26 protein-coding genes and 1 tRNA gene are annotated in these 25,070 nt (G+C 63.4%); 14 read left to right on the plus strand and 13 right to left on the minus strand.

The annotated features are described in order from the left end of the window. Window positions 1-19: 19 nt before the first annotated feature. From ACO07C_RS22310 to ACO07C_RS22345, 8 genes are all read right to left on the minus strand, one after another. Entirely contained in the window at window positions 20-724 is a 705-nt protein-coding gene (locus tag ACO07C_RS22310; RefSeq protein WP_421916321.1) for a response regulator transcription factor, read from the minus strand. Continuing rightward, on the minus strand, window positions 721-3,441 hold the full coding sequence (locus tag ACO07C_RS22315; RefSeq protein ID WP_421916322.1) for a DUF4118 domain-containing protein: 2,721 nt from the start codon (window positions 3,439-3,441) through the stop codon (window positions 721-723). The genes ACO07C_RS22310 and ACO07C_RS22315 overlap by 4 nt, the downstream gene beginning before the upstream one ends. Window positions 3,442-3,497: 56 nt before the next feature. Continuing rightward, window positions 3,498-4,064, minus strand: coding sequence for a potassium-transporting ATPase subunit KdpC (kdpC, locus tag ACO07C_RS22320; protein ID WP_421916323.1), 567 nt, complete (start codon window positions 4,062-4,064; stop codon window positions 3,498-3,500). A 12-nt stretch (window positions 4,065-4,076) separates the two neighbouring features. Further along, window positions 4,077-6,170: a potassium-transporting ATPase subunit KdpB gene (gene kdpB / locus ACO07C_RS22325; protein ID WP_421916324.1), complete on the minus strand. Its 2,094-nt coding sequence runs from the start codon at window positions 6,168-6,170 to the stop codon at window positions 4,077-4,079. Continuing rightward, entirely contained in the window at window positions 6,167-6,406 is a 240-nt protein-coding gene (locus ACO07C_RS22330; RefSeq protein ID WP_421916325.1) for a hypothetical protein, read from the minus strand. Before ACO07C_RS22330 ends, kdpB begins: the two co-directional genes overlap by 4 nt. Then, window positions 6,390-8,093, minus strand: a complete 1,704-nt coding sequence (gene kdpA / locus ACO07C_RS22335; RefSeq protein ID WP_421916326.1) for a potassium-transporting ATPase subunit KdpA — start codon at window positions 8,091-8,093, stop codon at window positions 6,390-6,392. Before kdpA ends, ACO07C_RS22330 begins: the two co-directional genes overlap by 17 nt. A 27-nt stretch (window positions 8,094-8,120) precedes the next feature. Beyond that, window positions 8,121-8,210: a K(+)-transporting ATPase subunit F gene (gene kdpF, locus ACO07C_RS22340; protein WP_292584858.1), complete on the minus strand. Its 90-nt coding sequence runs from the start codon at window positions 8,208-8,210 to the stop codon at window positions 8,121-8,123. A 490-nt stretch (window positions 8,211-8,700) separates the two neighbouring features. After that, entirely contained in the window at window positions 8,701-9,018 is a 318-nt protein-coding gene (locus ACO07C_RS22345; protein ID WP_421916327.1) for a DUF6719 family protein, read from the minus strand. 200 nt (window positions 9,019-9,218) lie between these two features. Here ACO07C_RS22345 and ACO07C_RS22350 point away from each other — a divergent pair, with 200 nt between their 5' ends. The 3 genes from ACO07C_RS22350 to ACO07C_RS22360 all read left to right on the plus strand — a co-directional run bounded on the left by ACO07C_RS22350 (window position 9,219) and on the right by ACO07C_RS22360 (window position 12,358). Beyond that, window positions 9,219-9,656: a hypothetical protein gene (locus ACO07C_RS22350; protein ID WP_421916328.1), complete on the plus strand. Its 438-nt coding sequence runs from the start codon at window positions 9,219-9,221 to the stop codon at window positions 9,654-9,656. A 1,497-nt stretch (window positions 9,657-11,153) separates the two neighbouring features. Continuing rightward, a complete protein-coding gene (locus ACO07C_RS22355) occupies window positions 11,154-11,909 on the plus strand; it encodes an outer membrane protein (protein ID WP_421916329.1) in 756 nt (251 codons plus the stop codon). 188 nt (window positions 11,910-12,097) lie between these two features. Then, window positions 12,098-12,358 carry a hypothetical protein gene (locus ACO07C_RS22360; protein ID WP_421916330.1) on the plus strand — a complete coding sequence of 87 codons (261 nt, stop codon included), beginning with the start codon at window positions 12,098-12,100 and terminating at the stop codon, window positions 12,356-12,358. A gap of 127 nt (window positions 12,359-12,485) precedes the next feature. On the opposite strand, the gene ACO07C_RS22365 is transcribed toward ACO07C_RS22360, so the two are convergent. Next, a tRNA-Ser gene (locus ACO07C_RS22365) sits at window positions 12,486-12,575 on the minus strand. A gap of 362 nt (window positions 12,576-12,937) precedes the next feature. On the opposite strand from ACO07C_RS22365, the gene ACO07C_RS22370 reads away from it, so the two are divergent. The 5 genes from ACO07C_RS22370 to ACO07C_RS22390 all read left to right on the plus strand — a co-directional run bounded on the left by ACO07C_RS22370 (window position 12,938) and on the right by ACO07C_RS22390 (window position 16,593). Next, on the plus strand, window positions 12,938-13,657 hold the full coding sequence (locus ACO07C_RS22370; RefSeq protein WP_421916331.1) for a hypothetical protein: 720 nt from the start codon (window positions 12,938-12,940) through the stop codon (window positions 13,655-13,657). Window positions 13,658-13,768: 111 nt separating this feature from the next. Then, complete coding sequence (locus tag ACO07C_RS22375) at window positions 13,769-14,095, plus strand: hypothetical protein (protein WP_421916332.1); 327 nt, start codon at window positions 13,769-13,771, stop codon at window positions 14,093-14,095. A 53-nt stretch (window positions 14,096-14,148) separates the two neighbouring features. Beyond that, on the plus strand, window positions 14,149-14,814 hold the full coding sequence (gene msrA, locus ACO07C_RS22380) for a peptide-methionine (S)-S-oxide reductase MsrA (protein WP_421916333.1): 666 nt from the start codon (window positions 14,149-14,151) through the stop codon (window positions 14,812-14,814). A gap of 210 nt (window positions 14,815-15,024) precedes the next feature. Further along, on the plus strand, window positions 15,025-16,014 hold the full coding sequence (locus tag ACO07C_RS22385; RefSeq protein ID WP_421916334.1) for a BMP family lipoprotein: 990 nt from the start codon (window positions 15,025-15,027) through the stop codon (window positions 16,012-16,014). Between the two features lie 117 nt (window positions 16,015-16,131). After that, a complete protein-coding gene (locus ACO07C_RS22390; RefSeq protein ID WP_421916335.1) occupies window positions 16,132-16,593 on the plus strand; it encodes a GNAT family N-acetyltransferase in 462 nt (153 codons plus the stop codon). Here ACO07C_RS22390 and ACO07C_RS22395 read toward each other — a convergent pair. Further along, window positions 16,588-16,980, minus strand: coding sequence for a hypothetical protein (locus tag ACO07C_RS22395; RefSeq protein ID WP_421916336.1), 393 nt, complete (start codon window positions 16,978-16,980; stop codon window positions 16,588-16,590). The two genes, ACO07C_RS22390 and ACO07C_RS22395, sit on opposite strands and share 6 nt — an antisense overlap. 24 nt (window positions 16,981-17,004) lie before the next feature. Further along, window positions 17,005-17,214, minus strand: coding sequence for a SlyX family protein (locus tag ACO07C_RS22400; protein ID WP_421916337.1), 210 nt, complete (start codon window positions 17,212-17,214; stop codon window positions 17,005-17,007). A 244-nt stretch (window positions 17,215-17,458) separates the two neighbouring features. Here ACO07C_RS22400 and ACO07C_RS22405 point away from each other — a divergent pair, with 244 nt between their 5' ends. The 6 genes from ACO07C_RS22405 to deoA all read left to right on the plus strand — a co-directional run bounded on the left by ACO07C_RS22405 (window position 17,459) and on the right by deoA (window position 23,691). Further along, on the plus strand, window positions 17,459-18,991 hold the full coding sequence (locus ACO07C_RS22405) for an ABC transporter ATP-binding protein (RefSeq protein WP_421916338.1): 1,533 nt from the start codon (window positions 17,459-17,461) through the stop codon (window positions 18,989-18,991). Further along, window positions 18,988-20,127 (plus strand): ABC transporter permease, encoded by a 1,140-nt coding sequence (locus tag ACO07C_RS22410; protein WP_421916339.1) that lies wholly within the window; start codon window positions 18,988-18,990, stop codon window positions 20,125-20,127. The genes ACO07C_RS22405 and ACO07C_RS22410 overlap by 4 nt, the downstream gene beginning before the upstream one ends. 1 nt (window position 20,128) lies before the next feature. Beyond that, on the plus strand, window positions 20,129-21,100 hold the full coding sequence (locus tag ACO07C_RS22415; RefSeq protein ID WP_421916340.1) for an ABC transporter permease: 972 nt from the start codon (window positions 20,129-20,131) through the stop codon (window positions 21,098-21,100). Window positions 21,101-21,162: 62 nt separating this feature from the next. Further along, entirely contained in the window at window positions 21,163-21,555 is a 393-nt protein-coding gene (gene cdd / locus ACO07C_RS22420) for a cytidine deaminase (protein ID WP_354462416.1), read from the plus strand. Window positions 21,556-21,568: 13 nt separating this feature from the next. After that, window positions 21,569-22,375 (plus strand): purine-nucleoside phosphorylase, encoded by an 807-nt coding sequence (locus tag ACO07C_RS22425; protein ID WP_421916341.1) that lies wholly within the window; start codon window positions 21,569-21,571, stop codon window positions 22,373-22,375. Then, complete coding sequence (deoA, locus tag ACO07C_RS22430; RefSeq protein WP_421916343.1) at window positions 22,375-23,691, plus strand: thymidine phosphorylase; 1,317 nt, start codon at window positions 22,375-22,377, stop codon at window positions 23,689-23,691. Before ACO07C_RS22425 ends, deoA begins: the two co-directional genes overlap by 1 nt. A gap of 9 nt (window positions 23,692-23,700) precedes the next feature. On the opposite strand, the gene ACO07C_RS22435 is transcribed toward deoA, so the two are convergent. Next, window positions 23,701-24,258 carry a TIGR02281 family clan AA aspartic protease gene (locus ACO07C_RS22435; RefSeq protein WP_421916344.1) on the minus strand — a complete coding sequence of 186 codons (558 nt, stop codon included), beginning with the start codon at window positions 24,256-24,258 and terminating at the stop codon, window positions 23,701-23,703. 127 nt (window positions 24,259-24,385) lie between these two features. Then, complete coding sequence (gene upp, locus ACO07C_RS22440; protein WP_015315749.1) at window positions 24,386-25,015, minus strand: uracil phosphoribosyltransferase; 630 nt, start codon at window positions 25,013-25,015, stop codon at window positions 24,386-24,388. Between the last annotated feature and the right edge of the window lie 55 nt (window positions 25,016-25,070).

Below are 25,070 nucleotides of genomic sequence, written 5' to 3' on the forward strand. Positions count from 1 at the left end.
CCCAACCCGCCTATCGGGATCATGCTCCGTTCCCGTCCACCTCGCGCAGGCGATAGCCAACCCCGGTCTCGGTGGTGATGTAGCGCGGTTGGTCCGGCGTCTTCTCGATCTTCTGGCGCAGCTGCCGCACATAGACCCGCAGATACTGCACGTCGGTCGTATCGCCCCAGACCTGCTTCAGCAGGAAATGATGGGTGAGAACCTTGCCCGCATGCTGCACGAGGATGCGCAGGATGTCGTATTCCTTCGGCGAGAGTTTTACCTCCTTGCCCTCGACCCTGACGATACGCTTCACCAGGTCGACCGACAGGTCGCCGGTCTGGAAGACAGGTTTCTCGCCCTGCTGCTGCAGCCGGTGACGGAGCGCCACGCGGATGCGGGCGACAAGCTCGTTCATCCCGAATGGTTTTGTGACGTAGTCGTCCGCGCCGAGTTCAAGTGCCTTGACGATGCCGGCTTCGTCGGTGCGGCTGGACAGGATCACCACGGGAACGTCGAGACCGTCGTCGCGCCATTTGCGCAACAGGTCGTGGCCGCCCATGCCGGGCAGGCCGAGATCGAGCAGGATCAGGTCCGGCTTTTCCGCATCGACGAGTTCGATCGCGGTCTTGGCGTTGGGGGCCTCGCTGATGGCATAGCCCTGGCTGCCGAGGCCGACGCGAAGCAGCTTGCGGATCGGCGGTTCGTCATCGACCACCAATATCTTGACGTTCGAATTTGTCATGCCAGGTCGTCCGCGTTGGGTTCAACGATATCGGGCAGTCCCGTCGGTTTGGGCATTCGTATGGTGAAGACCGCGCCGGGACGGTCGGTCCGGTTTGCCGCCGCGATCGTCCCCCCCATTGCCTCGATGAAGCCGCGGCAGATCGACAGGCCGAGGCCCGTGCCGGCGCGGACCTGGTCGCGTTTGCGCACCCGGTAGAACGAGTCGAAGATGCGCTCCAGATCGCCGGGCGGGATGCCTGGCCCTTCATCCATGATCTGCAGCAGGATCGAACCATTGTCGCTCCACCCCTGCAGCCGGATCGTCGAGGCCGGCGGCGCGTATTTTGCCGCATTGTCGAGGAGATTGAACAGCACCTGTTCAAACAGCACAGGGTCCAGCCGCAACATCGGCAGATCCTGGGGGATGTCCACTTCGATCTTGTGCTCGCCGATGATTTTCCTCGCCCGTCGCAAGGCCGAGCCAACGATGTCGCCGACATAGTGGAGGGCATAGTTGGGCTCCATGGCGCCGGATTCGATCTTGGTCATGTCGAGCAGATTGGCGATGAAGCGGTTCAGCCGTTCGGACTCGTCGAGCACGGTCGACAGCAGCTCCGCCCGGTCCTGTTCGGGAAGCGCCGGTGCGAATTCCCTGAGTGTCCCGGCCGCGCCCATGATGGCTGCGAGCGGTGTCTTCAGGTCGTGGGAGATGGAGGTGAGCAGCGCCGAACGCAGCCGGTCGGCCTCGGCCGCGAGCTTGGCACGGTCGACATCGGCCACCAGCTGGATGCGCTCGATGGCGACCGCCGCCTGATCGGCGAGCGCATCGAGCAGGCGCTGTTGCTCGGGCGTCAGCAGCGGGCCCTGCTTGTCATTGTCGAGACCGACGACACCGATCGCCGTTCGCCCCGTGCGCAAGGGGAGATAGAGGCGCTTGGCGCCGGGAAGCGTGTCGGCGCCGCGCCCCGCGGCACGGTTGTGCTCCCAGGCCCAGCGGGCGGCCGCGATATCGGCCTCGGCCAGCGTGTCGTCCGGCGGATAGCCGGCCTTGACTGTGATCGTCCCGTCTTCCGGCAGCAGCAGCACGACCCGAAGCTTCAGCATGGAGGCGATCTGGAAGGCGGTGGCCCAGAGAACGTCGTCCAGCGTGCCGGCGCCGGCAAGCTTCTTTGAAAAGAGGTAGATATCCTCCGTGGCCCGCGCCCTGGCGCGGGCGGCGACCGCCTGACGCTGCACACGCGCTGTCAAATTGCTGGCGATGACGGCGACAACCAGGAACACGCCAAGCGCAACGATGCTCTCCGGATCCCTGATCGTCAGCGTGTAGCGCGGCTCCAGGAAGAAATAGTTGAAGGCAAGGGCGCTGACGAGACAGGCGTAGAGCGCCGGCCAGAGTCCGCCGGTGACCGCCGATGCCAGCACCGCGATGAGAAAGATGATCGCGAGATTGCGCACGTCGAGGAACTGGTCGAGGACAGCCGCGAAGGCGAGCGAACCGGTGACATAGCCGGTGGCCAGCAGATAGGGCCAGATCTGGAACTGCTTCTGCTCGTGCGCCGTCCTGACGCTCCTCGACGTCGCCTCGCTGTTCGGCTCGTTTCCCGAAATGACATGGACGCTGATGTCGCCGGCATTGCGGATGAGATCATAGGTGAGCGAGCCCTCGATCAATTCCCTCCAGCGCGACCGGGTCGGCCGGCCGACCACGATATGGGTGAAGTTGTTCGCCGTCGCATGGCGAACGATGTCCTGCGCCACGTTCTGACCGGGAATGGTCGTCACCTCGGCGCCGAGCTGCTCGGCAAGGCGCAGGAGCGTCGCCAGCTGGTCCTTGTCCTCCTCGGACATGCCGGCCGAACGGGGGCTATCGACGTGAAGCGCCGTCCAGGGGGCGCGGAGCCGGTCGGCCAGCCTGCGCGCATAACGTATGCGCGCCGCGCCGCCAGGACGCGCGTCGACGCAGACCAGGACCCTTTCGCCGGCCGCCCACGGTCCGGGAATGGCGTGGGCCTGCATATGGATCAGCAACTGGTCGTCGACGCGCTGGGCCGTGCGGCGCAGCGCCAGTTCGCGGAGTGCTGTCAGATTGCCGGGCGAGAAATAGTTTTCGATGGCGCGCTGGGCTGTGTTGGGAAAATAGACTTTTCCCTCTTCCAGCCGCTTGATCAGGTCGTCGGGCGTAAGATCGATGATCTCGACGTCGTCGGCCTGGTCGATGATCGAATCGGGAACCGTCTCGCGAACCCTGACGCGCGTGATCTGCGCGACGACATCGTTCAGGCTTTCGACATGCTGGATGTTCAGCGTCGTGTAGACGTCGATGCCCTGTGTCAGGATTTCCTGGACATCGAGATAGCGCTTGGGGTGGCGGCTGCCGGGAGCGTTGGTATGGGCAAGTTCGTCGACGAGAACCAGCGCCGGGCGGCGGGCGATGATGGCGTCGATGTCCATCTCGTCGAGGGCGCGCCCCTTGTAGTCGATGTGGCGGCGCGGGATGACCTCATAGCCCTCGACCAGCGCCAGCGTTTCCTTGCGGCCGTGTGTCTCGACAATGCCGATCACGACGTCCACGCCGTCGGCCAGCCTGGCGCGGCCCGACATCAGCATCTCATAGGTCTTGCCGACGCCAGGCGCCGCGCCCAGGAATATCCTCAGGCGGCCGCGCCCCTCGCGCTCCGCATGATCAAGCAGCGCGTCTGGGGAGGGCCTGGTTTCGTTGCTTCTGTCGTCCGGCATCAGAATCGATCATGAATGGCGCCGGGGACACTGTCGATCCCCGGCAGCACCATTCATCATTTCGCCGCGTCCAGCGCGAGGTTGAGCGCCAGCACATTGACGACCGGCTCGCCCATGAAGCCGAGTTCGCGGCCCTCGACATGGCTGTCGACCAGCGCCTTGACCTTGGCTTCATCGAGGCCCCTGGCCTTGGCGACCCGAGGGACCTGGAAGTAGGCGGCCTCGGGGCTTACATCCGGGTCAAGGCCGCTGCCGGATGTGGTGACAAGCTCCATCGGCACCGGCTGGTTCGGATTTTCCGCCTTCAGCTTCTCGGCGTCGCCCTTGATGCGATCGATCAGCTTCGGGTTGGTGGGCCCGAGATTCGTACCGCCGGAGTTGGCGGCATCGTAGCCGTTGTTGCCCGCCGCCGAAGGCCGGCCGTGGAAGTACTTGTCGCTGGCGAAGGCCTGGCCGATCAGTTCGGAGCCGATGACCTTGCCGTCCTTCTCGATCAGGCTGCCATTGGCCCGGTTGGGAAACAGGGCCTGGGCGATGCCGGTCATACCCACGGGATAGGCCAGGCCGGTGAGGGCGGTGAAGAAGAGGATCATGATGATCGCGGGTCGTATCTGCTTGAGCATGGACGTGGTTCCTTATGCGAGACCGACAGCGGTGACGATCATGTCGATCAGCTTGATGCCGACGAACGGAACGATGATGCCACCGAGGCCGTAGACCAGGAGGTTGCGGCTGAGCAGCGCGCCGGCGCCGATCGCGCGGTACTTGACGCCTTTCAGCGACAGCGGGATCAGCGCGATGATGATCAGCGCGTTGAAGATGATGGCCGACAGGATGGCGCTCTGCGGCGTTGCCAGATGCATGATATTCAGCGCCTGCAACGGGCCGGTGGTCTGGCCCGGCGCGATGTAGAAGACGGCGAACATCGCGGGGATGATGGCGAAATACTTGGCCACGTCGTTGGCGATGGAGAATGTCGTCAGCGAACCGCGCGTCATCAGCAGCGCCTTGCCGATTTCCACGATCTCGATGAGCTTGGTCGGATCGCTGTCGAGGTCGATCATGTTGCCAGCCTCGCGCGCGGCGACCGTACCGGTGTTCATGGCGACGCCGACATCGGCCTGGGCAAGGGCGGGCGCGTCATTGGTGCCGTCGCCGCACATGGCGACCAGCTTGCCCTTGGCCTGTTCGTCGCGGATCAGTTTAAGCTTGTCCTCCGGCGTCGCCTGGGCGAGGAAGTCGTCGACGCCGGCTTCCGCGGCGATCGCCGCCGCCGTCATCGGATTGTCGCCAGTGATCATCACCGTGCGGATGCCCATGCGGCGCAGTTCGGTGAAGCGTTCCTTGATGCCGCCCTTGACGATGTCCTTGAGGTGGATGACGCCGAGCAGGCGCCCGTCGCGCTCGACCGCCAGCGGCGTGCCGCCGGACTTGGCGATCTCGTCGGCGATTGCCTGGAGGTCGCGGACGGCATCGCTGCTCGGACGTGCGCCATGAGAGGCGGCGGCCGACTGGTTGACATGGGCGAGCACCGAATCGACCGCGCCCTTGCGCACCGACGAGCCATCGATGTCGACGCCGCTCATGCGGGTCTGCGCGGTGAAGGGAACGAAGGTGGCATGCAGCGTTGCCATGTCGCGGGCACGGATGGCGTATTTCTCTTTCGCCAGCACGACGATCGAGCGGCCCTCCGGCGTCTCGTCGGCCAGCGAGGCGAGCTGGGCCGCATCGGCCAGTTCCTGCTCGGTGACGCCCTTGACCGGGCGGAACTCGGTCGCCTGGCGGTTGCCAAGCGTGATCGTGCCCGTCTTGTCGAGCAGCAGCGTGTCGACGTCGCCAGCGGCCTCGACGGCGCGGCCCGACATGGCCAGCACGTTGAAGCGCACCAGGCGGTCCATGCCGGCGATTCCGATGGCCGACAGCAGGGCGCCGATCGTGGTCGGGATCAGGGTGACGAAGAGGGCGACAAGCACGGTCACCGAAATATAGCCGCCCGAATAGGAGGCGAAGCTCGGGATCGTTGCCGTGGCCAGCACGAAGATCAGCGTCATGCCGACGAGCAGGATGTTGAGCGCGATCTCATTGGGTGTCTTCTGGCGCTCGGCGCCCTCGACCAGCGAGATCATGCGGTCGAGGAAGGTGTGGCCGGAAGCGGCGGTGATGCGCACGCGGATCCAGTCGGAGAGCACCTGCGTGCCGCCGGTGACCGCCGAACGGTCGCCGCCGGATTCACGGATCACGGGGGCGGACTCGCCGGTGATGGCGGCTTCGTTGACCGAAGCGACGCCCTCGACCACTTCGCCGTCCGACGGGATGATGTCGCCAGCTTCGACCAGCACGGCGTCGCCGACCTTCAGGCTGGTGCCCGGCACCAGCTTGAACTTGGTGCGGTCCTCGCCGGTCAGCAGCTTGGCCTGGGTCTCGGTGCGCGCCTTGCGGAGCGAATCGGCCTGCGCCTTGCCGCGGCCTTCGGCGACCGCTTCGGCGAAATTCGCGAACAGCACCGTGAACCACAGCCAGATGATGATCTGCAGCGTGAATTTGAAATCGCCGCCGCCGGTGATGAGATCCCTGATGAACAGCACGGTGGTCAGCGCCGACACGACGGCGACGACGAACATCACCGGGTTCCTGATCAGGGTGCGCGGATCGAGTTTCCTGAATGCGCCGCCGATGGCGGGCCACAGGATGCGGGCATCCATGATGCTCGCGGATTTAGACTGGCTCATTTGTTGGCTCCAGTGCCGATGGTGTTGGACGGCGCCGATCGATCGGATGCCGAAAGGAAGTGCGGCGGCCCGTAGGCCAGCAGCCAGATCACGATCATGACTGCCGCGATGCCGAGGAATGTGGACACGGTCGGGAAGGGAGGGGGAGTTGCCTCCCCCTCATTGCCGGCCCGGGGCCGGTCCTTGCGACGCGTGCGGTTGAACCAGGCCATGACTGTCTCAGAACGTCTGTCCATGGATCATCGCCAGATGTTCGACGATCGGTCCGACGGCCAATGCCGGGAAGAAGGTCAGGCCACCGACGATCACGATGACGCCCACCAGCAGTCCGACGAAAAGCGGGCCGTCCGTCGGGAAGGTGCCGGCCGACGCCGGGACAGTCTTCTTCGCCGCCAGCGAGCCCGCGATGGCGAGCGCCGGGATGATGACCAGGAAGCGGCCCATCAGCATGCCGATGCCCAGCGTGATGTTGTACCAAGGGGTGTTGCCGCTGAGGCCGCCAAAGGCCGAGCCGTTGTTCGCGGCGGCCGAGGTGTAGGCATAGAGGACCTCGGAGAAGCCGTGCGGACCGCCATTGCCCATGGCGGCGACGCCGCTTGGCAACACCACGGCGATGGCCGTGAAGATCAGCATCGCCAGCGGCAGGCACAGGATGGCGAGCATGGCCATCTTAACCTCCTTGGCCTCGATCTTCTTGCCGAGATATTCGGGCGTGCGACCGACCATCAGCCCGGCGACGAAGACGGCGACGACGATGAACATCAGGATGCCGTAGAGACCGGCGCCGACGCCGCCGACGATGACCTCGCCAAGCTGCATGTTGATCAGCGGGATCATGCCGCCGAGCGCGGTGAAGGAGCCATGCATGGCGTTGACGGCGCCGCAGGACGCGGCCGTGGTGATAACCGCAAAGAGGGCCGAGAGCGCGATGCCGAAGCGGCTTTCCTTGCCCTCCATGTTGCCGCCGTCGATGCCCAGAGCGTGGACCAGCGGGTTGCCAGCGGCTTCCGCCCAGTAGCAGACGACGACGCCGGCGATGAACAGGACGCCCATGGCCGACAGGATCGCCCAGCCCTGGCGCTGGTTGCCGATCATGCGGCCGAAGACATTGGTCAGCGCCGCGCCGATGGCGAAGATCGTCACCATCTGGATAAGGTTGGAGATCGCGTCGGGGTTCTCGAAGGGGTGCGCGGCGTTGGCGTTGAAGAAACCGCCGCCATTGGTGCCCAGCATCTTGATGGCGATCTGCGTGGCGACGGGACCAACCGCGATCGTCTGCTGCGCGCCCTCAAGCGTCGTGGCGCTGACATACGGACCGAAGGTCTGGGGCATGCCGAGCCATACATAGACCAGCGTCAGCACGATGCAGAGCGGCAGGAGCAAATAGAGCGTGGCGCGGGTCATATCGACCCAGAAATTGCCGATCGACTTGCCCGAGGCGCGGGCGAAGCCGCGGATCAGCGCCATGGCGATGGCGATGCCGGTGGCCGCCGACAGGAAGTTCTGCACGGTGAGGCCGACCATCTGCACGAAGTAGGACATCGTGCTCTCGCCGCCATAGTTCTGCCAGTTGGTGTTGGTGACGAAGCTGACGGCGGTGTTGAAGGCGAGGTCGGGCGTGATGGCGGTCATGCCCGCCGGATTGTAGGGCAACAGCCCTTGGACACGCGGCAGGACGTAGAGCAGCAGGAAGCCGGCCAGGTTGAACAGCAGCATGGCCACGGCATAGGTGGTCCAATGCTGTTCCTCGCGGTCGCTGGTTCCGCAGATGCGGTAAAGCCCGCGCTCGAGGGGACCGAAAACCGGCGACAGAAGCGTGCGCTCGCCGTTGAAGACGCGGTACATGTAGCCGCCGAGCGGCTTCACGAGCAAAATGATGATCCCGCAATAGACGAGGATCTGTATCCATCCGAAGAGTGTCATGGGTTTGGCTTTCCGTGCCTGCGGCGATCAGAAACGTTCTGGGCGAACGAGGGCATATGTCAGGTAGGCAAGCAGGAACAACGTCACGCCGCCACCGAGAATATAGTCGATAAGCATGGTTTGATCCTTTGCCTAGATTCTGTCGCAGACTTTGACGTAGACGAGGGACAGGGCAAAAAACAAAAGCCCCAGCCCGACAAGAATGATGTCCATCACGCTGTTCCTTATTTCCGCTTGTACTTTGCGCCCTTGGTCGTGAAGCGCGCAATACCGTGAAGACGGACCGTTCCATTTCCAAATGGCGCGGCACCCGAAAAATTTCTCAAGAGGTATATGGACCCGATCGCCATAAAGGTTCGAGACGGGGCGGCGCGGAAAGAAATAGGAATTTTATATAGATTTTGACCCAGCCCTTGGGGCTGATCGGGGGGCAGGATGGTCATGTTGCCGGCTTCGCGTGGCCGACAGAGCCGCGCGATGACGGCAATAAAGATTCACCAGCTGCGTTCGCCAATCCGCCGATGGCGGCCTGCCTCGGAATGCAGCTGTTTGTCGGGCTGCGAAGACGATGAGCCGTCAGGCGCGCTTTCTTTGCGCGGCGGGCCGCTCAGGGATGCGGGATGCAGCGATGGGTGCGTTTCGACCCGCTCAGTCTCGCGCCGGTGCTTACGCTTCGATTGCTGCCCGCCTTGACCTCCATGACCTGTCCCTTGGGGCAGCTGCCGTCGTCGACAAGCACTGTCTGGCCGGCGCGAATCTTGCCGCTGGCCGGCTCATGGCGCAGTATCTGTGCGCCGGCATAGGCCTGTGCGACGCCAATCATGCCAATCAAAAACGTTCCAACTATTCTTCGCATCGAACCCTCACCCGCTGGTTGCAGGCGCCACGCTAGCACCGACCCCGAGCGAGGCACAACAGAGGCCATGCGTCCGGTGGGACACGTTATCTCGACCGGTGCGGATCACATGGGTGAGCCGGGGCCGGGCAACTTCTCCGGATGGTGCCGAGAAAATATTAGCGACAGTTATAATTAGAATCCGCTGGCGTTGGTTCGCACCTGCCACCACTGTGCGTCACGCCATTGTCCAACCGCGGACTGCTCACTCCTGCAATGAGGGCTCAACAATGAAGACAATCGAACACATTCCCAATCCGCGGCTCAAGGAACGCGAGAAGATGGGGCCGCACCTGACCAAGCATGAACAGGTGGGCCTGAACGGGCGGATAGCTCTCGTCATCACCAACACCGTCGGCACGATGTGGTGTGCCTATGCCTTCGCGGCTATCGCCCTTGTCAGCTTGCCCGCCGCCGTCCAGGGCGGGGTGGCGACGCTGATTGCCTGGATCGCCCAGACATTCCTGCAACTGGTGCTGCTGTCGGTGATCATGGTGGGCCAGAAGGTTTCGGCCGCGGCCTCGGACAAGCAGGCGCTGCAGACCTACAGGGACGCCGAGGCGCTCCTGAAGATCCAGGACGAGCTGCACCGGCTCATCAAGGTCAACAATGACCTGACCGAAGAGATCCACCGCGCGGTGACGGCAAAAGGGGCGTCAGCGGCTTAGAGCTGGCGGCGGCGCTTTGCGAATGACCGGTGGACTCGCATTGCCAAGCCAGTCCGCTGCCTTGATAGGGGGCGAGGCAGCGGGCTGTTGGTGCTGTGGGCACCCCAGGGGACAGCAAAGGGCAATGACGATCGTGCTCGACTGGCATCTTCTGGGAGAGCTTGATGCGCTCAAGCGCAAAGCCTCACATTGAATCCCAGTCCGTGGATGACGTCGCGCGAGCAAGCCAGGATCGAAAGCCGCTCATGCGATCACGCCGGCTGCGGCCGATGTCAGAAAATCGTCAACACCACGATGAGGACGTAAAGAAGAGCCGCGGCACAGACCGTAACGTTGAAAGGCCCCGACCCGCCTGTCAGCCTGCTGACGCTGGCGCTTCCAGGGACCCGGTTCGGTTTACCGAAAGCAAATACTTCTTCCAAACTCATGACACCCTCCCGCAACAACCCTCTTGGCAATAGATGAGGTAGGCAATTCAAATGCCAAGCCCCGCGTCCCAGAATGGTACATCCAGTCAAGAAGGCTCCAGCCAGACGGAAGCGAAGGCCCAGCCCGCGATCGCGGTATTTTCCAGCAGTTGGCGGCGACCGCCAGTCCCGGCCACGGCCAGCGCGGACCGCTGCGCCTTACCTCCGGCGCGGCCTTCTCGCACCTGCCAATCCCCGCCGGGATGCAGGGCCAAGACTGGTTTATCCGCATTTTAACTAATAAAGCGGAAGTTACCAGACGGCATGATATTCAAATTGAGGACAGTGCAATGGCTGACCTTATTGACGAGGCATCCTCGGAAATCAGTGCAACTTGGCGACCGTGGCCGGTAGCCTCTAAAGCAATACAGTTCCTACCGCCGATCATATCAATCTGTTGTGCCGTCGTCGTTGGGTACTTCACCTACTTGGTCACCAGCCAAAAACCGCCTGCCGATATGGGTGCTCTGGCTGTTTCGATTCTAAAATCCGGCGATGCTTCGCCTGAAATGAGAGATTGGGCAGTCCAAGTTCTAGGCATAGAGACTGATATCGGAATGCCCGAGAGATTGGCCCGGAAATGACGCCCAGCTTCTGCGCGCGCAAGACAAGCGGGGTCTCTCAATCGCGAGGGATCTTGTGGATCTCCAACCTTAGCGCACCGCGTGCTAACGCAGCTCGCGCACGACGAGGATGAGGCAGTCTCCATTGAACTTGCCAAGGTTGGCGACATTGACCCGCTGCCTCATGGTGGCGGGCTTCCTGCCTGGCCCCGAGCATAGCCCCGCCAGCGAGCGTTCCCCTGACCCACTGCCTCACCGGGGAAGCGCCTCGCGCGTCCTGGCGGCCGGTTGCGGACGAGCAATCCGCGCCGGGCGAAATAATCGAGCTGCTGAGGCAGGGGTGGCTGCCACGCGTCTTGTGTTGCTATACCGCAACACAAGCAATTAATTGCCTAGCGCAAAAGGCGGACGGTAGGTTTCTGCGTTAGAGGAAACTAATACTCTCCCTCCAGTTCAAGGTGCTTGTCATGAAATCTATTCTGCTTGCGACCGCCGCACTGTTGGCGTTGTCTGGGGGCGCCTTTGCCGCCGATGCCGTAAACGTAGAGCCGCTGCCAGTAGCTTCGACCTACAACTGGTCCGGCGCCTATTTCGGGGCAACCGCCGGAGGCTATTGGGTGCGCGACAGTATCTCGACTAGCACTGCCAATGCGGGTGCGTTCAGTGTCGACCCTTCAACGCGTAGCGCAGGTAAACTTTCCCCCAGCGGCTTCATCGGCGGAATTCAGGCCGGCTACAATTGGCAGGTTAGCAATCTTGTTATTGGTCTAGAAGCTGACATCAGCGCGACGACCGGTGATGCATCGCGCACGATCCTGTTGCAGCCTCCAGGCTTTCTTACTGGTGATTTTGTCGCTGACCAGATCAAGCCACGCTTCGTGGCAACCGTGCGCCCTAGGCTCGGCTATGCCTTTGACCGTTTGCTGGTATTCGGCACGGGCGGCTTGGCAATTGGCGGCTTCGATATTGCCGACTCCAACGGTTTCTTCAACGGGACTCAGGTGAGGAGCGGCAGCCTCAGCGAGACCAAAGCCGGCTGGGTAGTTGGTCTAGGAGCCGAGTACGCGTTTGCGGACCACTGGACTGCAAAAGCCGAGTATTTGCATGCGGATTTCGGAAACGTCGAGCAGACTGTGGCAACCTCCGTCGGGGCCGCCGCCCTTCAATACAAGCACGACATCGTTTCCGATATTGTTCGCGTTGGCTTGAACTATAAGTTCTAACCGCGCAGAAGCGTAATTGCCTATAGAAAAGCCCGCGCCTCTGGCGGAGAACGCGGGCCGATCAGGCTGTCAGCCGATCCTCAGCAGGCGATAGAGGGCACCCGCCGCAAGCACAAACTTTTAGAGACAGCTAATGTTCCGTCAAGCCGGTTCCGGTCTTCCGCTCGAGCGTCGGTTTCCAGCCGCGATTGCGCTCCCTCTGCCAGGCCTTCGTAGTCAGGAATGACGGTGAAATGGCGGCGACCATTGAAGCCTACCGACGACATTTGGGGTCGGCCGGCGGCAATGCGCTACCGTTCGGTGTCGTCAGCCTTGAAAGTATCCTCGCCGCTATCAGCGATGCCGGCGATGCCGAGCTCGCCCGTAAGCTGGACGAGCGGTATTTCGACTTCAGCCCGATCTTCGATCTGATCGACGACTGGGCGACGCAATTCGAAATAGTGCCGTGATATAGACCGCGATCGGATTGGAGGGGCAGCAGGCGCTCCTTCCAAAACGTCAAATGAGCAAGGAAGTGGGGAAGGCTAGTGCCGGCGGAAAATCATAAAGGATTTTCAGCTAGCTAGGGAGAGACTTTGGCGGAGAGAGCGGGATTCGAACCCGCGTTACGGTCTCCCGTAAACACACTTTCCAGGCGTGCGCCTTCAACCACTCGGCCACCTCTCCGTCCTTGCATTTCGCGCCGGCCGGTTTCGCCGCGCGGGTTGGGGAGATGCATCTCCCTCGGGCAGGCGTTGCGGAAATCCGCAGCGAAGATGCCGTCAACCAACGAGCATCTCTTCCCCAGCATCTGAGCCGTCAAAGCAACAGGTGCGGGGCTCATCTAGTCGATCCCGCGCCGAATGCCAAGCCATAATGGCACTCGTTCTGCTTTGTTCGCCGCGGATGGTTTTGCAATGCCGTTTTTACCGCGCTTCCTTTGCCGTGGATGGCGAATGATGTGCACAGGCGGAGCCCCCCGGGGCCGCCGTTCTTGACTTCATGCCGGGCCGGCTGTCGACTGCACCGCGAAGCGGACTTGACCTGGGATGACAACGACCAACCAAAAGCCGGCAAGGCCGCCAGGCGGCGGGCTTTCCCAGGACAGCGGCCTTTCCTATGTGCCGCCGGGTTGGCTCGTCTTCGTCATGGCGTGGGCGGTCTACGGCCTGGTTTCCTTCTGGCCGATGTTCGGCGCCTATGATCTGCCGGACAACGTCTTCTACCTGATCTACAGCGGCCTCATCGCCAACATCGTCACCATCCTGTGGGGGCTGTACCTGTTGGGGCTCGCCTTTGGCCGTTCCGCGCGTTTCCCCCGCCATTTCACCATCTGGCAGGCCGTCACCATCGTGTGGCTGCTGGCGCGGCAGGCCTATGTGCTGACCATGCCGCATTTCGTCTTCTCGGGGAGGGGGCTGGTCATCACCGCCATCGAGATCGCCGTCGGGTTGCTCTGCATCTACCTTCTGCGCCGCGGCTCGGGCGCCGAGCTGGTCTATTCCGGTGCGGAAACCGAAAGACCGCCGGTGCTGCTGTCGGTGGTCGCCGCCATCCTCGGGATCATCCTTGGCGCGGCGATCGGAGCCGTTGCCGGGTTTGCCGCCGGCTCGCTGATCGCCGACGCCACCAGCATGAGCTGCTTCGAGGGTTCCTGTGGCTATTTTGCCTTGTTCATCGGGCTTGGCGGGCTGGTTCTGGGCGCGATTGTCGGCGGGGTTTTCGCCGTCTGGCGCGTCAACCGGCGAAAGAGGAGGCCGGCAACCTAGCCCTGCCTCAAATTCATGTGTCGTGATTGCGGACGAAGCACGCGCGCACTATGTCTGGTTTTCGAAACAGGGCCTGAAAGCCCGGTGAGATCCCCGGGGGGAAAGGTCTGGATGATCCGCTTCGTTTTCCGTCTTGCAGCCATGGTGGCGCTCGCCGTTTCCGTGATCATGGCCGTGCTCGACACGACGCGCTCCGTCGCTGCGTCGGCGTTGGTCATGACCCCGCTCAATACGAGCTGGCTCGCCGTCTCGCCCGACACCCGAAGCGCGTTCGAGACGTTCGTGCGCGCCAAGACCAACCCGCTGGTGTGGGACGGCGCCATCGCCTGGGTGCTCAACCAGCCCGGCTTCGCGGTGTTCGCGGGGTTTGCCTTCCTTCTCTACGCCATCGGCTACCGGCGCGAGCGGCCCAAGGGGCAGTTCGCTCCGACTTCATGATCCGTCGTCGCTCCGCCACCGGCGTCCCGGCACGAAGATAAGGGAGACCCTGCATGTTCTTTCTCAGCGACATGCTGAACAAGAAGCTCAATTTGCCGAAGCCTTCCGAGGCGCTGCCGGGCCGCGCCAAGGCGATAGCGACGGCGTCCAGGCACCATGTGTCGAAGCGGCCGCTGAAAGGCCCTTATCCCGAAGGGCTGGAAACGGCGATGTTCGGGCTCGGCTGCTTCTGGGGCGCGGAGCGGCTGTTCTGGCAGATCGAGGGCGTATGGGTCACGGCGGTGGGCTTCGCCGGCGGCGCCACGCCAAACCCGACCTACCAGGAGACCTGCACCGGCCTTACCGGCCATACCGAGATCGTGCTCATCGTCTTCGATCCCAAGGTGGTGTCCTATGCGGAACTGCTGAAGCTGTTCTGGGAAAGCCACGATCCGACGCAAGGCATGCGCCAGGGCAACGATGTCGGCACCACCTATCGCTCGGCGATCTATACGTCCGGCGACCGGCAATATCAGGCGGCGATCGCATCGCGCGACGCCTATGAAGTGTCGCTGCGGGGCGCGGGGCATGGCAAGATCACCACCGAGATCGCGCCGGCGCCGGTGTTCTACTTCGCCGAGCAGGACCACCAGCAATATCTGTCGAAGAACCCCAATGGCTATTGCAACCTTAGGGGCACGGGCGTCGCCTGCGCCATTCCCTCCGCCATCTCCGCCTGAAGCCTGCGACGGCAGGAATTAACCGTGGCGCCAGCCTGTCGTGCCATGCTTTTCCAAAAGGTCAAAATTCCGCGTGAATTTTGTTTCGGGCCGTGCCAGATTGGCCGTGAGCGGGAGGGAAATACACTCCTGCCTGACGTCGCTTGCCTGCCGGTGAACCGGGCGGGCGGCGGCGCGTAACGGAAAAATAACCGACAGGGTGTGGATCACATGAAACGTATCGTTCTCGGCCTCCTGGCCGCAACCGCAATGGTTCTTCCGGCATTTGCCGCGGATGTCCAGCCGGCCATCCTCTATGATCTCGGCGGCAAGTTCGACAAATCCTTCAACGAGGCGGCCTATCACGGCGCCGAGAAGTTCAAGGCCGAAACCGGCACGCCCTATGTCGAGTTCGAGGTGTCCAACGCCTCGCAGCGCGAGCAGGCGCTGCGCCGCTTCGCCGAGGACGGCCACAACCCGATCGTCATGGCCGGCTTTGCCTGGGAGGATGCGCTGAAGAAGGTCGCGACCGAATATCCCGATCTGAAATTCGCCATCATCGACGATGCCGTCGACCTGCCCAATGTCCGCTCGCTGGTGTTCAAGGAAAACGAAGGCTCGTACCTCGTCGGCATCATGGCGGCTATGGCATCGAAGTCGAAGAAGGTCTCCTTCGTCGGCGGCATGGACATCCCGCTGATCCGCAAGTTCGAATGCGGCTATGTCGGCGGCGCGAAATCGGCAGGCGCGACCGAAGTCATCCAGAACATGACCGGCGACACGCCGGCCGCGTGGAATGACCCGTCCAAGGGCGGCGAGATCGCCAAGACGCAGATCGACCAGGGCTCCGACGTGGTCTATGCCGCCGCCGGCGGCACCGGCGTGGGCGTGCTGCAGGCGGCCGCTGACGCGGGCAAGCTTGGCATCGGCGTCGATTCCAACCAGAACGGCCTGCAGCCCGGCAAGGTACTGACCTCGATGATGAAGCGCGTCGACGTTGCCGTCTACACCGCCTTCATGGACGGCAAGAACGGCACCTTCAAGGGCGGCGTCGAGAATCTCGGCCTCAAGGAAGGCGGCGTCGACTACGCCATGGACGACAACAACAAGGCGCTGGTGACCGACGCCATGAAGGCCGCCGTCGAGAAGGCCAAGGCCGACATCATCGCCGGCACGATCAAGGTGCACGACTACACGGCTGACAACGCCTGCCCGTATTGATCGGCGCCGACAGAAAGTCATGATTTACAAACCGCCGGGCGAAAGCCCGGCGGTTTTGTTTTACCGGATTCGGCAAGGCCTTCACCAATTCCCGAAGCACAAGCATCAAGGACCGCAATGCAACTGACAATCGAAGCCATGACCGAGCTTGATGTCGTCGCGGTCGCGAAGTTGCGCCTGTCCGCCTTTTTCGAAGGAACCGGAAGAACCCTTGAAGACGATGCGGCCGCGCTTCGCCAATTGCTTGCCGGAGACGGGTTCGAGGCGGGCTATGTGGCGCGGATCGGCGATGTGCTGGTTGGCACCTGCCTTATGGTCCGCCACGAGTTGGAGCCAGCGCATGACGTGACGCCGTGGCTTGCCGGGCTTGTTGTCGAAAAGGGATATCGGGGCCGAGGGATCGGCGTCGCGCTGGTCAGGGCGATCGAAGCCCATGCGCTATCGATGGGCGTGGAGACAGTCCACCTCTACACGTGGGAAGCGCGTAATTTTTACGGCCGGCTTGGATGGGACACGGTCGAGGTCTTCAGCCAGGACGGCGAAACGATGGTGCTGATGTCGCGTCGGCTGGGCTCATGATCCCCTGGCGATATAGCCGAGCACAAAGGCCGCGACGAGGGCGAGCGCCGTCAGCAGCTTACGCCGGCCCCCGAAGACGTGCAGGCTCATTTCGTAAGTTGATCGGGTCCGGCCGTGGATCGGCCGTTTCAGCCCATCCGTATCCAGCCCAATAACCCGCATCTGCGGCATCTCGGCGATGCGCTGTGCGACCCGCGTCCAATGTTCCTCGACGTCGGATGGGCTGGAGCGATCGAAGACATGCATGCGTTCCGCAAGCCGCACGACCGCGTCGCGGAAGGCGGGATCGACCTCCAGGTCGCGCTCGGCGCGTTGCCGTTCCCTGTCGTCCATCAGGCCGAGCACATAGTCCCCGGCGCGTGCCATGCGATCGGCGTCACTGGCCATTGGCGTTGCGCTCCCTGGTCGTGCTCACCAATGCGGCGGCTTGGTTATCGGCACGTCGGGCGCCGCCTGCTCCTCCAGCGCCAGGAACCGGTCGGCCAGCGCGTCGAGCTTGCGCTGCATGCGTTCGATCACCCGCCACTGCTCGGCGATCTGGCCGGACAATTCCTCGATGGTCTTCTCCTGCTCGGCGGCGCGGATTTCCAGCGTCATCAGCCGGTCGTCGGGCATGGTCATTCTCAAACCCCAATCCTTCGCCATTCCCGTCGCGGGCGGCCATCCAAATCCCATCCGCCGCGTGGCTCGGCGAGCGAATTTCGAATTCGCACATTAGCGAATGTGAAGGCTTCGGCCACGTTCGAAATTGACAAGCGCGCAGGGATTTGTCGAGAGTGCAGCGGCTCCGGCCAATTGGCACGGGCGGAGCGTCATGCTAGGCGTTTTGACCAAGCGATAAAAAAATAAGAGTGGGACAGGCTGCATGGCGCAAGCCGCAATCGAGCTGATCGGCATCAACAAGAGTTTTGGCGCCGTGCGCGCCAACCGCGACATCAACCTGGAGATCGCCCGTGGCACCATCCACGGCATTGTCGGCGAGAACGGCGCCGGCAAGTCGACGCTGATGTCGATCCTCTATGGCTTCTACCAGGCCGACAGCGGCGAGATCCGCGTTGGCGGCAAGCCGGCCTCGATCAAGACACCCAATGACGCGATCGCGCAGGGCATCGGAATGGTGCATCAGCATTTCATGCTGGTCGACAATTTCTCGGTGCTGGAAAACATCATCCTCGGCGCCGAGAGCGATGCGCTGCTCAACAAGAGCATCGCCAAGGCGCGCTCCGAACTGGAGCGGCTGGAGCGCGAATACGGGCTGGAAGTCGACCCCGATGCGATCATCGAGGAATTGCCCGTCGGCCTGCAGCAGCGCGTCGAAATTCTCAAGGCGCTCTATCGAGGCGCCGAAATCCTCATCCTCGATGAGCCGACAGGCGTTCTGACGCCGGCAGAGGCCGACCATCTGTTCCGCATCCTCAAGCAGCTGAAGGAGCAGGGCAAGACGGTGGTGCTGATCACCCACAAGCTGCGCGAGATCATGGCCATCACCGACACGGTTTCGGTGATGCGCCAGGGCACGATGGTGGCGACGCGCGAAACGAAGAAGACGACCGTCGAGGAACTGGCCGAGCTGATGGTCGGGCGGCGCGTGCTGCTCAGGGTCGAAAAGGGCGAGGCCGCCGCCGGCGGCGTCAAGCTCGCGGTCAAGAACCTGACGGTGAAGGATTCTCGCGGCGTCACCATGGTCGACGACATCTCCTTCGACGTGCGGGCCGGCGAGATCGTCGGCATCGCCGGCGTCGCCGGCAACGGGCAATCCGAACTGCTCGAGGCGATCTCCGGGATCAGGCGCGCGGTGTCGGGCTCGGTCATGCTGGACGGCAAGCCGATCGACCTCACGGGTGCCGCCGACCCCGGGGAACTGCGCGACCGGGGTCTGGCCCATGTGCCGGAGGATCGGCATCATGTCGGGCTGGTGCTGGCCTTCGAGGAGAACGAGAATTCGATCCTCGGCTATCATGACGACCCGCGCTATCTGAAGGGGCCGTTCCTCAACATCGACGCCATCATGGCCGATGCCAAGGACAAGATCGAGAAATACGACATCCGTCCCGGCAATCCGCGCCTGAAGACAGCCAATTTCTCCGGCGGCAACCAGCAGAAGATCGTGCTGGCGCGGGAAATCGAGCAGGACCCCGGCGTGCTGATCGTCGGCCAGCCGACACGCGGCGTCGATGTCGGCGCCATCGAATTCATCCACAAGCGCCTCATCGCCATGCGCGACCAAGGCAAGGCCGTGCTGGTGGTGTCGGTCGAACTGGACGAGATCCGTTCGCTCTCGGACCGCATCCTGGTGATGTTTGCCGGCCGCATCGTCGGCGAGCGCGGCGGCGATGCGACCGAAGGCGAGCTCGGGCTGCTGATGGCCGGCGTCGAACATCAGGAGGCAGCGCAATGAGCACACCCTACGCCAAGCTGCCGGCCTGGGCCGATTACGGGCTCATCCCGCTGATCAACCTGTTCGTCGCCTTCGTCGTCGCCGGCTTCGTGGTGCTTCTGGTCGGAGAAAATCCCTTCCGTGCCGCCGTCATCCTGGTCGAAGGCGCCTTCGGCAAGGGCACGGGCATCGCCTTCACGCTCTTCTACGCGACAACCTTCATCTTCACCGGGCTTTCCGTGGCGGTAGCCGCCCATTGCAGCCTGTTCAACATCGGCACCGAGGGGCAGGCCTATCTGGCCGGCCTCGGCATCGCGGTCGTCTGCCTCAGCTTCGACAGCGTACTGCCGTGGTGGCTGCTGTTTCCGCTGGCCATCCTGGCCTCGGCAGCCGTCGGCGCGCTGTGGGCGCTCATCCCCGCCTATCTGCAGGCCAAGCGCGGCTCGCACATCGTCATCACGACGATCATGTTCAATTTCATCGCCGCCTCCATCATGGTCTACCTTCTGGTCGGGGTGTTGAAACCGGCGGGATCGCAGGCACCGCAGACGCGCAACTTCCTCGGCGGCGCCGAGCTTCCGAAGCTCAACTGGATCATCGAACTGTTCGGCGCCAAGATCCGCTCGGCGCCGCTCAACATCTGCTTCCTGCTGGCGCTGGTCATGGCCTTCCTGGTCTGGGTGCTGATCTGGCGCACCAAGCTCGGCTACGAGATGCGCACCTACGGACACAGCCCGAAGGCGGCGCGCTATGCCGGCATTTCGGAAACCCGCATCATCATCACAGCCATGATGATCTCCGGCGCGCTGGCCGGCATGATGGCGCTGAACCCGACAATGGGCGACCAGCACAATGTCGCGATCGACTTTGTCTCGGGCGCCGGCTTCGTCGGCATCGCGGTGGCGCTGATGGGCCGCCTGCACCCTGTCGGCATCGTGCTGGCGGCGATCCTGTTCGGCATGCTCTACCAGGGCGGCGCCGAGCTCGCCTTCGAGATGCCGGCCATCAGCCGCGACATGATCGTCATCATCCAGGGTCTGGTCATCCTGTTTGCCGGTGCGCTCGAACACATGTTCCGGCCCTACATCCAGTCGGTGTTCGCATCGTTCAGCCCAAGGGCGGTCGGCATGGAAGCCGTCAAAGGGAAGGGTGCCTGAGATGGACATCTTCAACGCCGTAATCCAGACGCTGGATTCGACCATCCGCCTGTCGGTGCCCTTGCTGCTCGCGTGCCTGGCCGGTCTCTATTCGGAACGGGCCGGCATTTTCGACATCGGGCTCGAGGGCAAGATGCTGGTCGGCGCCTTTGCCGGCGCGGCCGCCGCCGCGGTCTTCCACTCGGCCTTCATCGGCCTCGGCATGGCCATCCTGGTCTCCGTTGCCTTCGCCATGGTGCACGGCTTCGCCTCGATTACCCATCGCGGCAACCAGATCGTTTCCGGCGTCGCGATCAACTTCATCGCCGCCGGATCGACCATCATTCTGGGCCAGGCCTGGTTCCAGCAGGGCGGGCGCACACCGGCGCTGGGCGCGGGCGAGCGCTTCTCGCCGATCACCTTGCCCGGAGCCGACGCCGTCAAGGACGTGCCGATCCTCGGGCAGATCTATTCGGAGCTTCTGTCGGGCCATTCGGCGCTGGTCTACCTAGCCTTCCTGATGGTGCCGTTCACCTGGTGGGTGCTGTTTCGCACTCGCTTCGGCCTGCGGTTGCGCGCCGTGGGCGAGAACCCGGCGGCGGTGGATACGGCCGGCATCTCGGTCGCATGGCTGCGCTACCGCGCATTGATCTGCACGGGCGTTCTCACCGGCTTGGCCGGCGCTTATCTGTCGATGGCGCAGAATGGCGGCTTCGTGAAGGACATGACCGCCGGCAAGGGCTATATCGCACTGGCGGCGCTGATCTTCGCCAAGTGGAAGCCGGTCAACGCCATGTTCGCCTGCCTGCTGTTTGGCTTCCTCGACGCCGCCTCCATCCGCCTCCAGGGCTCGCCGCTGCCCCTCATCGGAAAGGTCCCGGCGCAGTTCATGCAGGCGCTGCCCTATATCCTCACCGTCATCCTGCTCGCCGGCTTCATCGGCAAGGCCATTCCGCCGCGTGCCGGCGGCGTGCCCTATGTCAAGGAACGCTGAGCATGGCCCTGAAGCACGGCATTGGCCGGTTTTCCGACACGATCATGATGGAGAACAACTGAATGTCCCATGATCTGTTCGAAGCGGCCAGGACCGCCATGGCCAAGGCCTATGCGCCCTATTCGAAATTCCCCGTGGGCGCCGCGCTTCGCACCGAGGACGGGCGCGTCTTTGCCGGCGCCAACATCGAGGTCGCGTCCTATCCGGAAGGCTGGTGCGCCGAAACCACGGCGCTCGGCCACTATATCATGGGCGGCGGCGGCAAGATCACCGAGATCGCCGTTGTCGCCGAGCGCATGGCAAAATGCTCGCCCTGCGGCGGCTGCCGGCAGCGGCTTGCCGAATTCTGCCGGCCGGAAACAAAGCTCTATCTCTGCGACAATGGCGGGGTGGTCGAAACCGTGACCATGGGCCAGATGCTGCCCTACGGTTTCCAGGGCGACATTTTGAAATGAAGATCTGGCTGAAATGAAAGAGGCACTCGATCATCTCGTCGAAAGGCTGGACGGATTGGCGCCGGCCACAGCGCTTGTGCTGGGCTCCGGCCTGGGCGGGCTGGTCGACCAGATCGAGAACCCGGTCCGCATCTCATATGCCGATCTGCCGGGTTTTCCACGCAGTGGCGTCACCGGCCATGCCGGCGAAGTGGTGGCGGGGCTGTTTGCCGGCGTGCCGGTGCTGATGCTTTCCGGCCGCGCCCACTATTACGAACATGGCGTTGCCGCCGCGATGCGGCCGGTGCTGGAAGTGCTCGCCGGCATCGGCATCACCAAGCTGATCCTCACCAATGCCGCCGGTTCGGTCGATTCCGACATGGGGCCGGGCTCGGTGATGCTGATCACCGACCATATCAATTTCTCAGGCACCAACCCACTGATCGGCGAGCCAAGCGACCGCCGTTTCGTCGGCCTGACAGAGGCCTATGATGCCGGCATCCGCAAGGCGATCGAGCGCGCGGCGAAGGCGACCGGCACGCCGCTTCACCGGGGCGTCTACATGTGGTTCTCCGGGCCTTGCTTCGAGACCCCGGCCGAAATCCGCATGGCGCGCGCCATGGGCGCCAATGCGGTGGGAATGTCGACCGTGCCGGAGGTCATCCTCGCCCGCTTCCTCGGCCTGCGCGTCGCCGCCTGCTCGGTCATCACCAATCTTGCCGCCGGCATGACCGGGGCGGAGCTTTCGCATCAGGAAACCAAGGACATGGCGCCGGTCGGCGGCGCGCGACTGGCGACCATTCTCCAGCGCCTGTTCCGCGACGGGCTGCCGGAGAGCTGATGCTTCCGCAGGAAATCATCCGCCGCAAGCGCGATGGCCAGAAGCTGTCGGTGCAGGACATCACGTCCCTCATCAAAGGGGTGACGGACGGCACCGTCTCGGATGGCCAGGTCGGCGCTTTCGCCATGGCGGTCTTCTTCAACGGCATGAGCCGCGACGAGGCGGTGGCGCTGACGCTGGCGATGCGCGATTCCGGTGACGTGCTCGACTGGTCCGATCTGCCGGGTCCCGTCACCGACAAGCATTCGACCGGCGGTGTCGGCGACAACGTCTCGCTGATGCTGGCGCCGATCGTGGCGGCTTGCGGTGCCTATGTGCCGATGATTTCCGGCAGGGGTCTTGGCCATACTGGCGGCACGCTGGACAAGATGGATTCCATCCCCGGCTACACCAGCCAGCCGGATATTGCCCTGTTCCGCAAGGCGGTGCTGGAAACCGGCTGCGCCATCATCGGCCAGACCGCGGATCTGGCGCCCGCCGACCGCAGGCTCTATGCGATCCGCGATGTGACGGGAACAGTCGAATCCATACCGCTGATCACGGCCTCGATCCTGTCGAAGAAGCTGGCGGCCGGCCTGCAATCGCTGGTGCTCGATGTGAAGGTCGGCAATGGCGCCTTCATGGAAAAGTCGCGCGATGCAACGGCACTCGCCAATAGCCTGGTGGAGGTCGCCAACGGCGCCGGGCTCAGCGCCTCGGCATTGGTGACCGGGATGAACGAGCCGCTGGCGTCGGCGGCCGGCAACGCCGTCGAGGTGCGTAACGCCGTGGATTTCCTCACCGGCCGTTTCCGCGACCGCCGGCTGGAGGATGTGACGCTGGCGCTGGCGGCCGAGATGCTGCAATCGGCCGGGATCGTGTCTTCCAACCAGGACGGCATGCGGCGCGCCATCGAGACGCTGGCCAGCGGCAGTGCCGCGGCTGTCTTCGCCCGTATGGTGGCGGCACTTGGCGGTCCCACCGACTTCGTCGAGAAGCCGGAGAAGTATCTGCCGAAGGCAGCCACGGAATTCGCGGTGGAGGCGTCCGCGGACGGCTTCGTCACGGGCATCGCGACCCGCGACATCGGGCTTGCCGTGGTTGGACTTGGCGGTGGGCGCACGCGGCCGGATGACAGGATAGACCACGGCGTCGGCATCACCCGCCTGTTGCCGATCGGCGCGGAGGTGCGGGCTGGCGAGGCGCTGGCGCTGATCCATGCCCGCACGGCCCCGGATGCCGAGGCGGCGGCTTCGGCTGTACGGTCAGCCTATACTGTCGGGGCTTCAAAACCGGGCGCCGACAAGGCGGTCATCCGGCGGATCCTGCCGCGCTGATTTCTTGCACTACTGAACAAGCAGCAACGCGCCGTTTTCGACCTGGTATTTCTGGAGCCGTGTCAGAAAACTCATGCCGATGAGATTGGTTTGAAGCGCCTTGTCATCGAGCACGACCGTCTGGACGTCATTAAGCTGGATGTTGCCGATCTGGAGCCGGTCGACCGTCACGACGGCGGCCTTGATCGTGCCGTTGGCAGTGTTGACCTCATGCGTGAAGTCGGACGGATTCAGCGACAGGCCGATCCTGCGCGCCGTCGACGTGTTGATGGCGACCAGCGTCGCGCCGGTGTCGATCATGCCATCGACCTGACGGCCGTTGAGCTTGAACTGTGAGGTGAAGTGCCCGCGCGCATCCGCTTCGACCACGAACTTGCGGCCGAATGGCTGCACGATCGCCGGCTTGTCCGGCATGGCTGCCAGTTCCGGTTGCGCGTCCGTGGCTGGCCTTGCGGCGACCGTCGATTTCAGCAGGCCGTCGATAGCCTGGGAATTCGACTGATAGATCATCGGGATCGATGCGGCTATTCCGGCGGACGCGCCAAAGATGAGAAATGTACGCAGCATGAGGTCAACCTTTCGGAGGCTGATCCTTAATCCGGACATGGTGTTTGGCGCTTTAACGCGCGCCGAAACCGCGCCTTTGCGTAAACAACCGGTAAACGTGGTGGGCGTTCAGCGGCTTCGACTGCAGCTATTTCGTCCCGTACATGCGGTCGCCGGCATCGCCGAGGCCGGGCATAATATAGCCCTTCTCGTTGAGCTGGCGGTCGATCGAGGCGGTGAAGACCGGAACGTCCGGATGCGCCTTGGTGAAGCGTTCGATGCCTTCCGGTGCCGCCAGCAGGCAGAGGAAGCGGATGTTGGTGGCGCCGCGTTCCTTGAGCTTGTCGATCGCCGCGATCGCCGAATTGGCGGTGGCCAGCATCGGATCGACGACGATCACCAGGCGGTCGGCGAGATCGCTCGGCGCCTTGAAAAAATACTCGACTGCTTCCAACGTTTCGTGATCGCGGTAGAGGCCGACATGGGCGACGCGAGCCGCCGGCACCAGGTCGAGCAGGCCTTCGAGCAAGCCGTTGCCGGCGCGCAGCACGGAAGCGAAGACCAGCTTCTTGCCCTCCAGTGTCGGCGCTTCCATCGTTTCCATCGGCGTCTCGATGGTGGTCGTGGTGAGTTCGAGGTTGCGTGTGACCTCGTAGCCCAGCAGCAGCGAAATCTCGCGCAGCAGCCGCCGGAAGCCGGCGGTGGAGGTTTCCTTTTTCCGCATTATGGTCAGCTTGTGCTGGACAAGCGGATGGTCGACGACGGTGACGCCCTTCATGGTACTCTCCTGATCTATCCTTGAAGAGACCCTAGCGACTATGCGCCGGCCAAGG

The sequence above is a fragment of the Mesorhizobium sp. genome (genome assembly GCF_965229135.1).
Classification (GTDB): Bacteria; Pseudomonadota; Alphaproteobacteria; order Rhizobiales; family Rhizobiaceae; genus Mesorhizobium.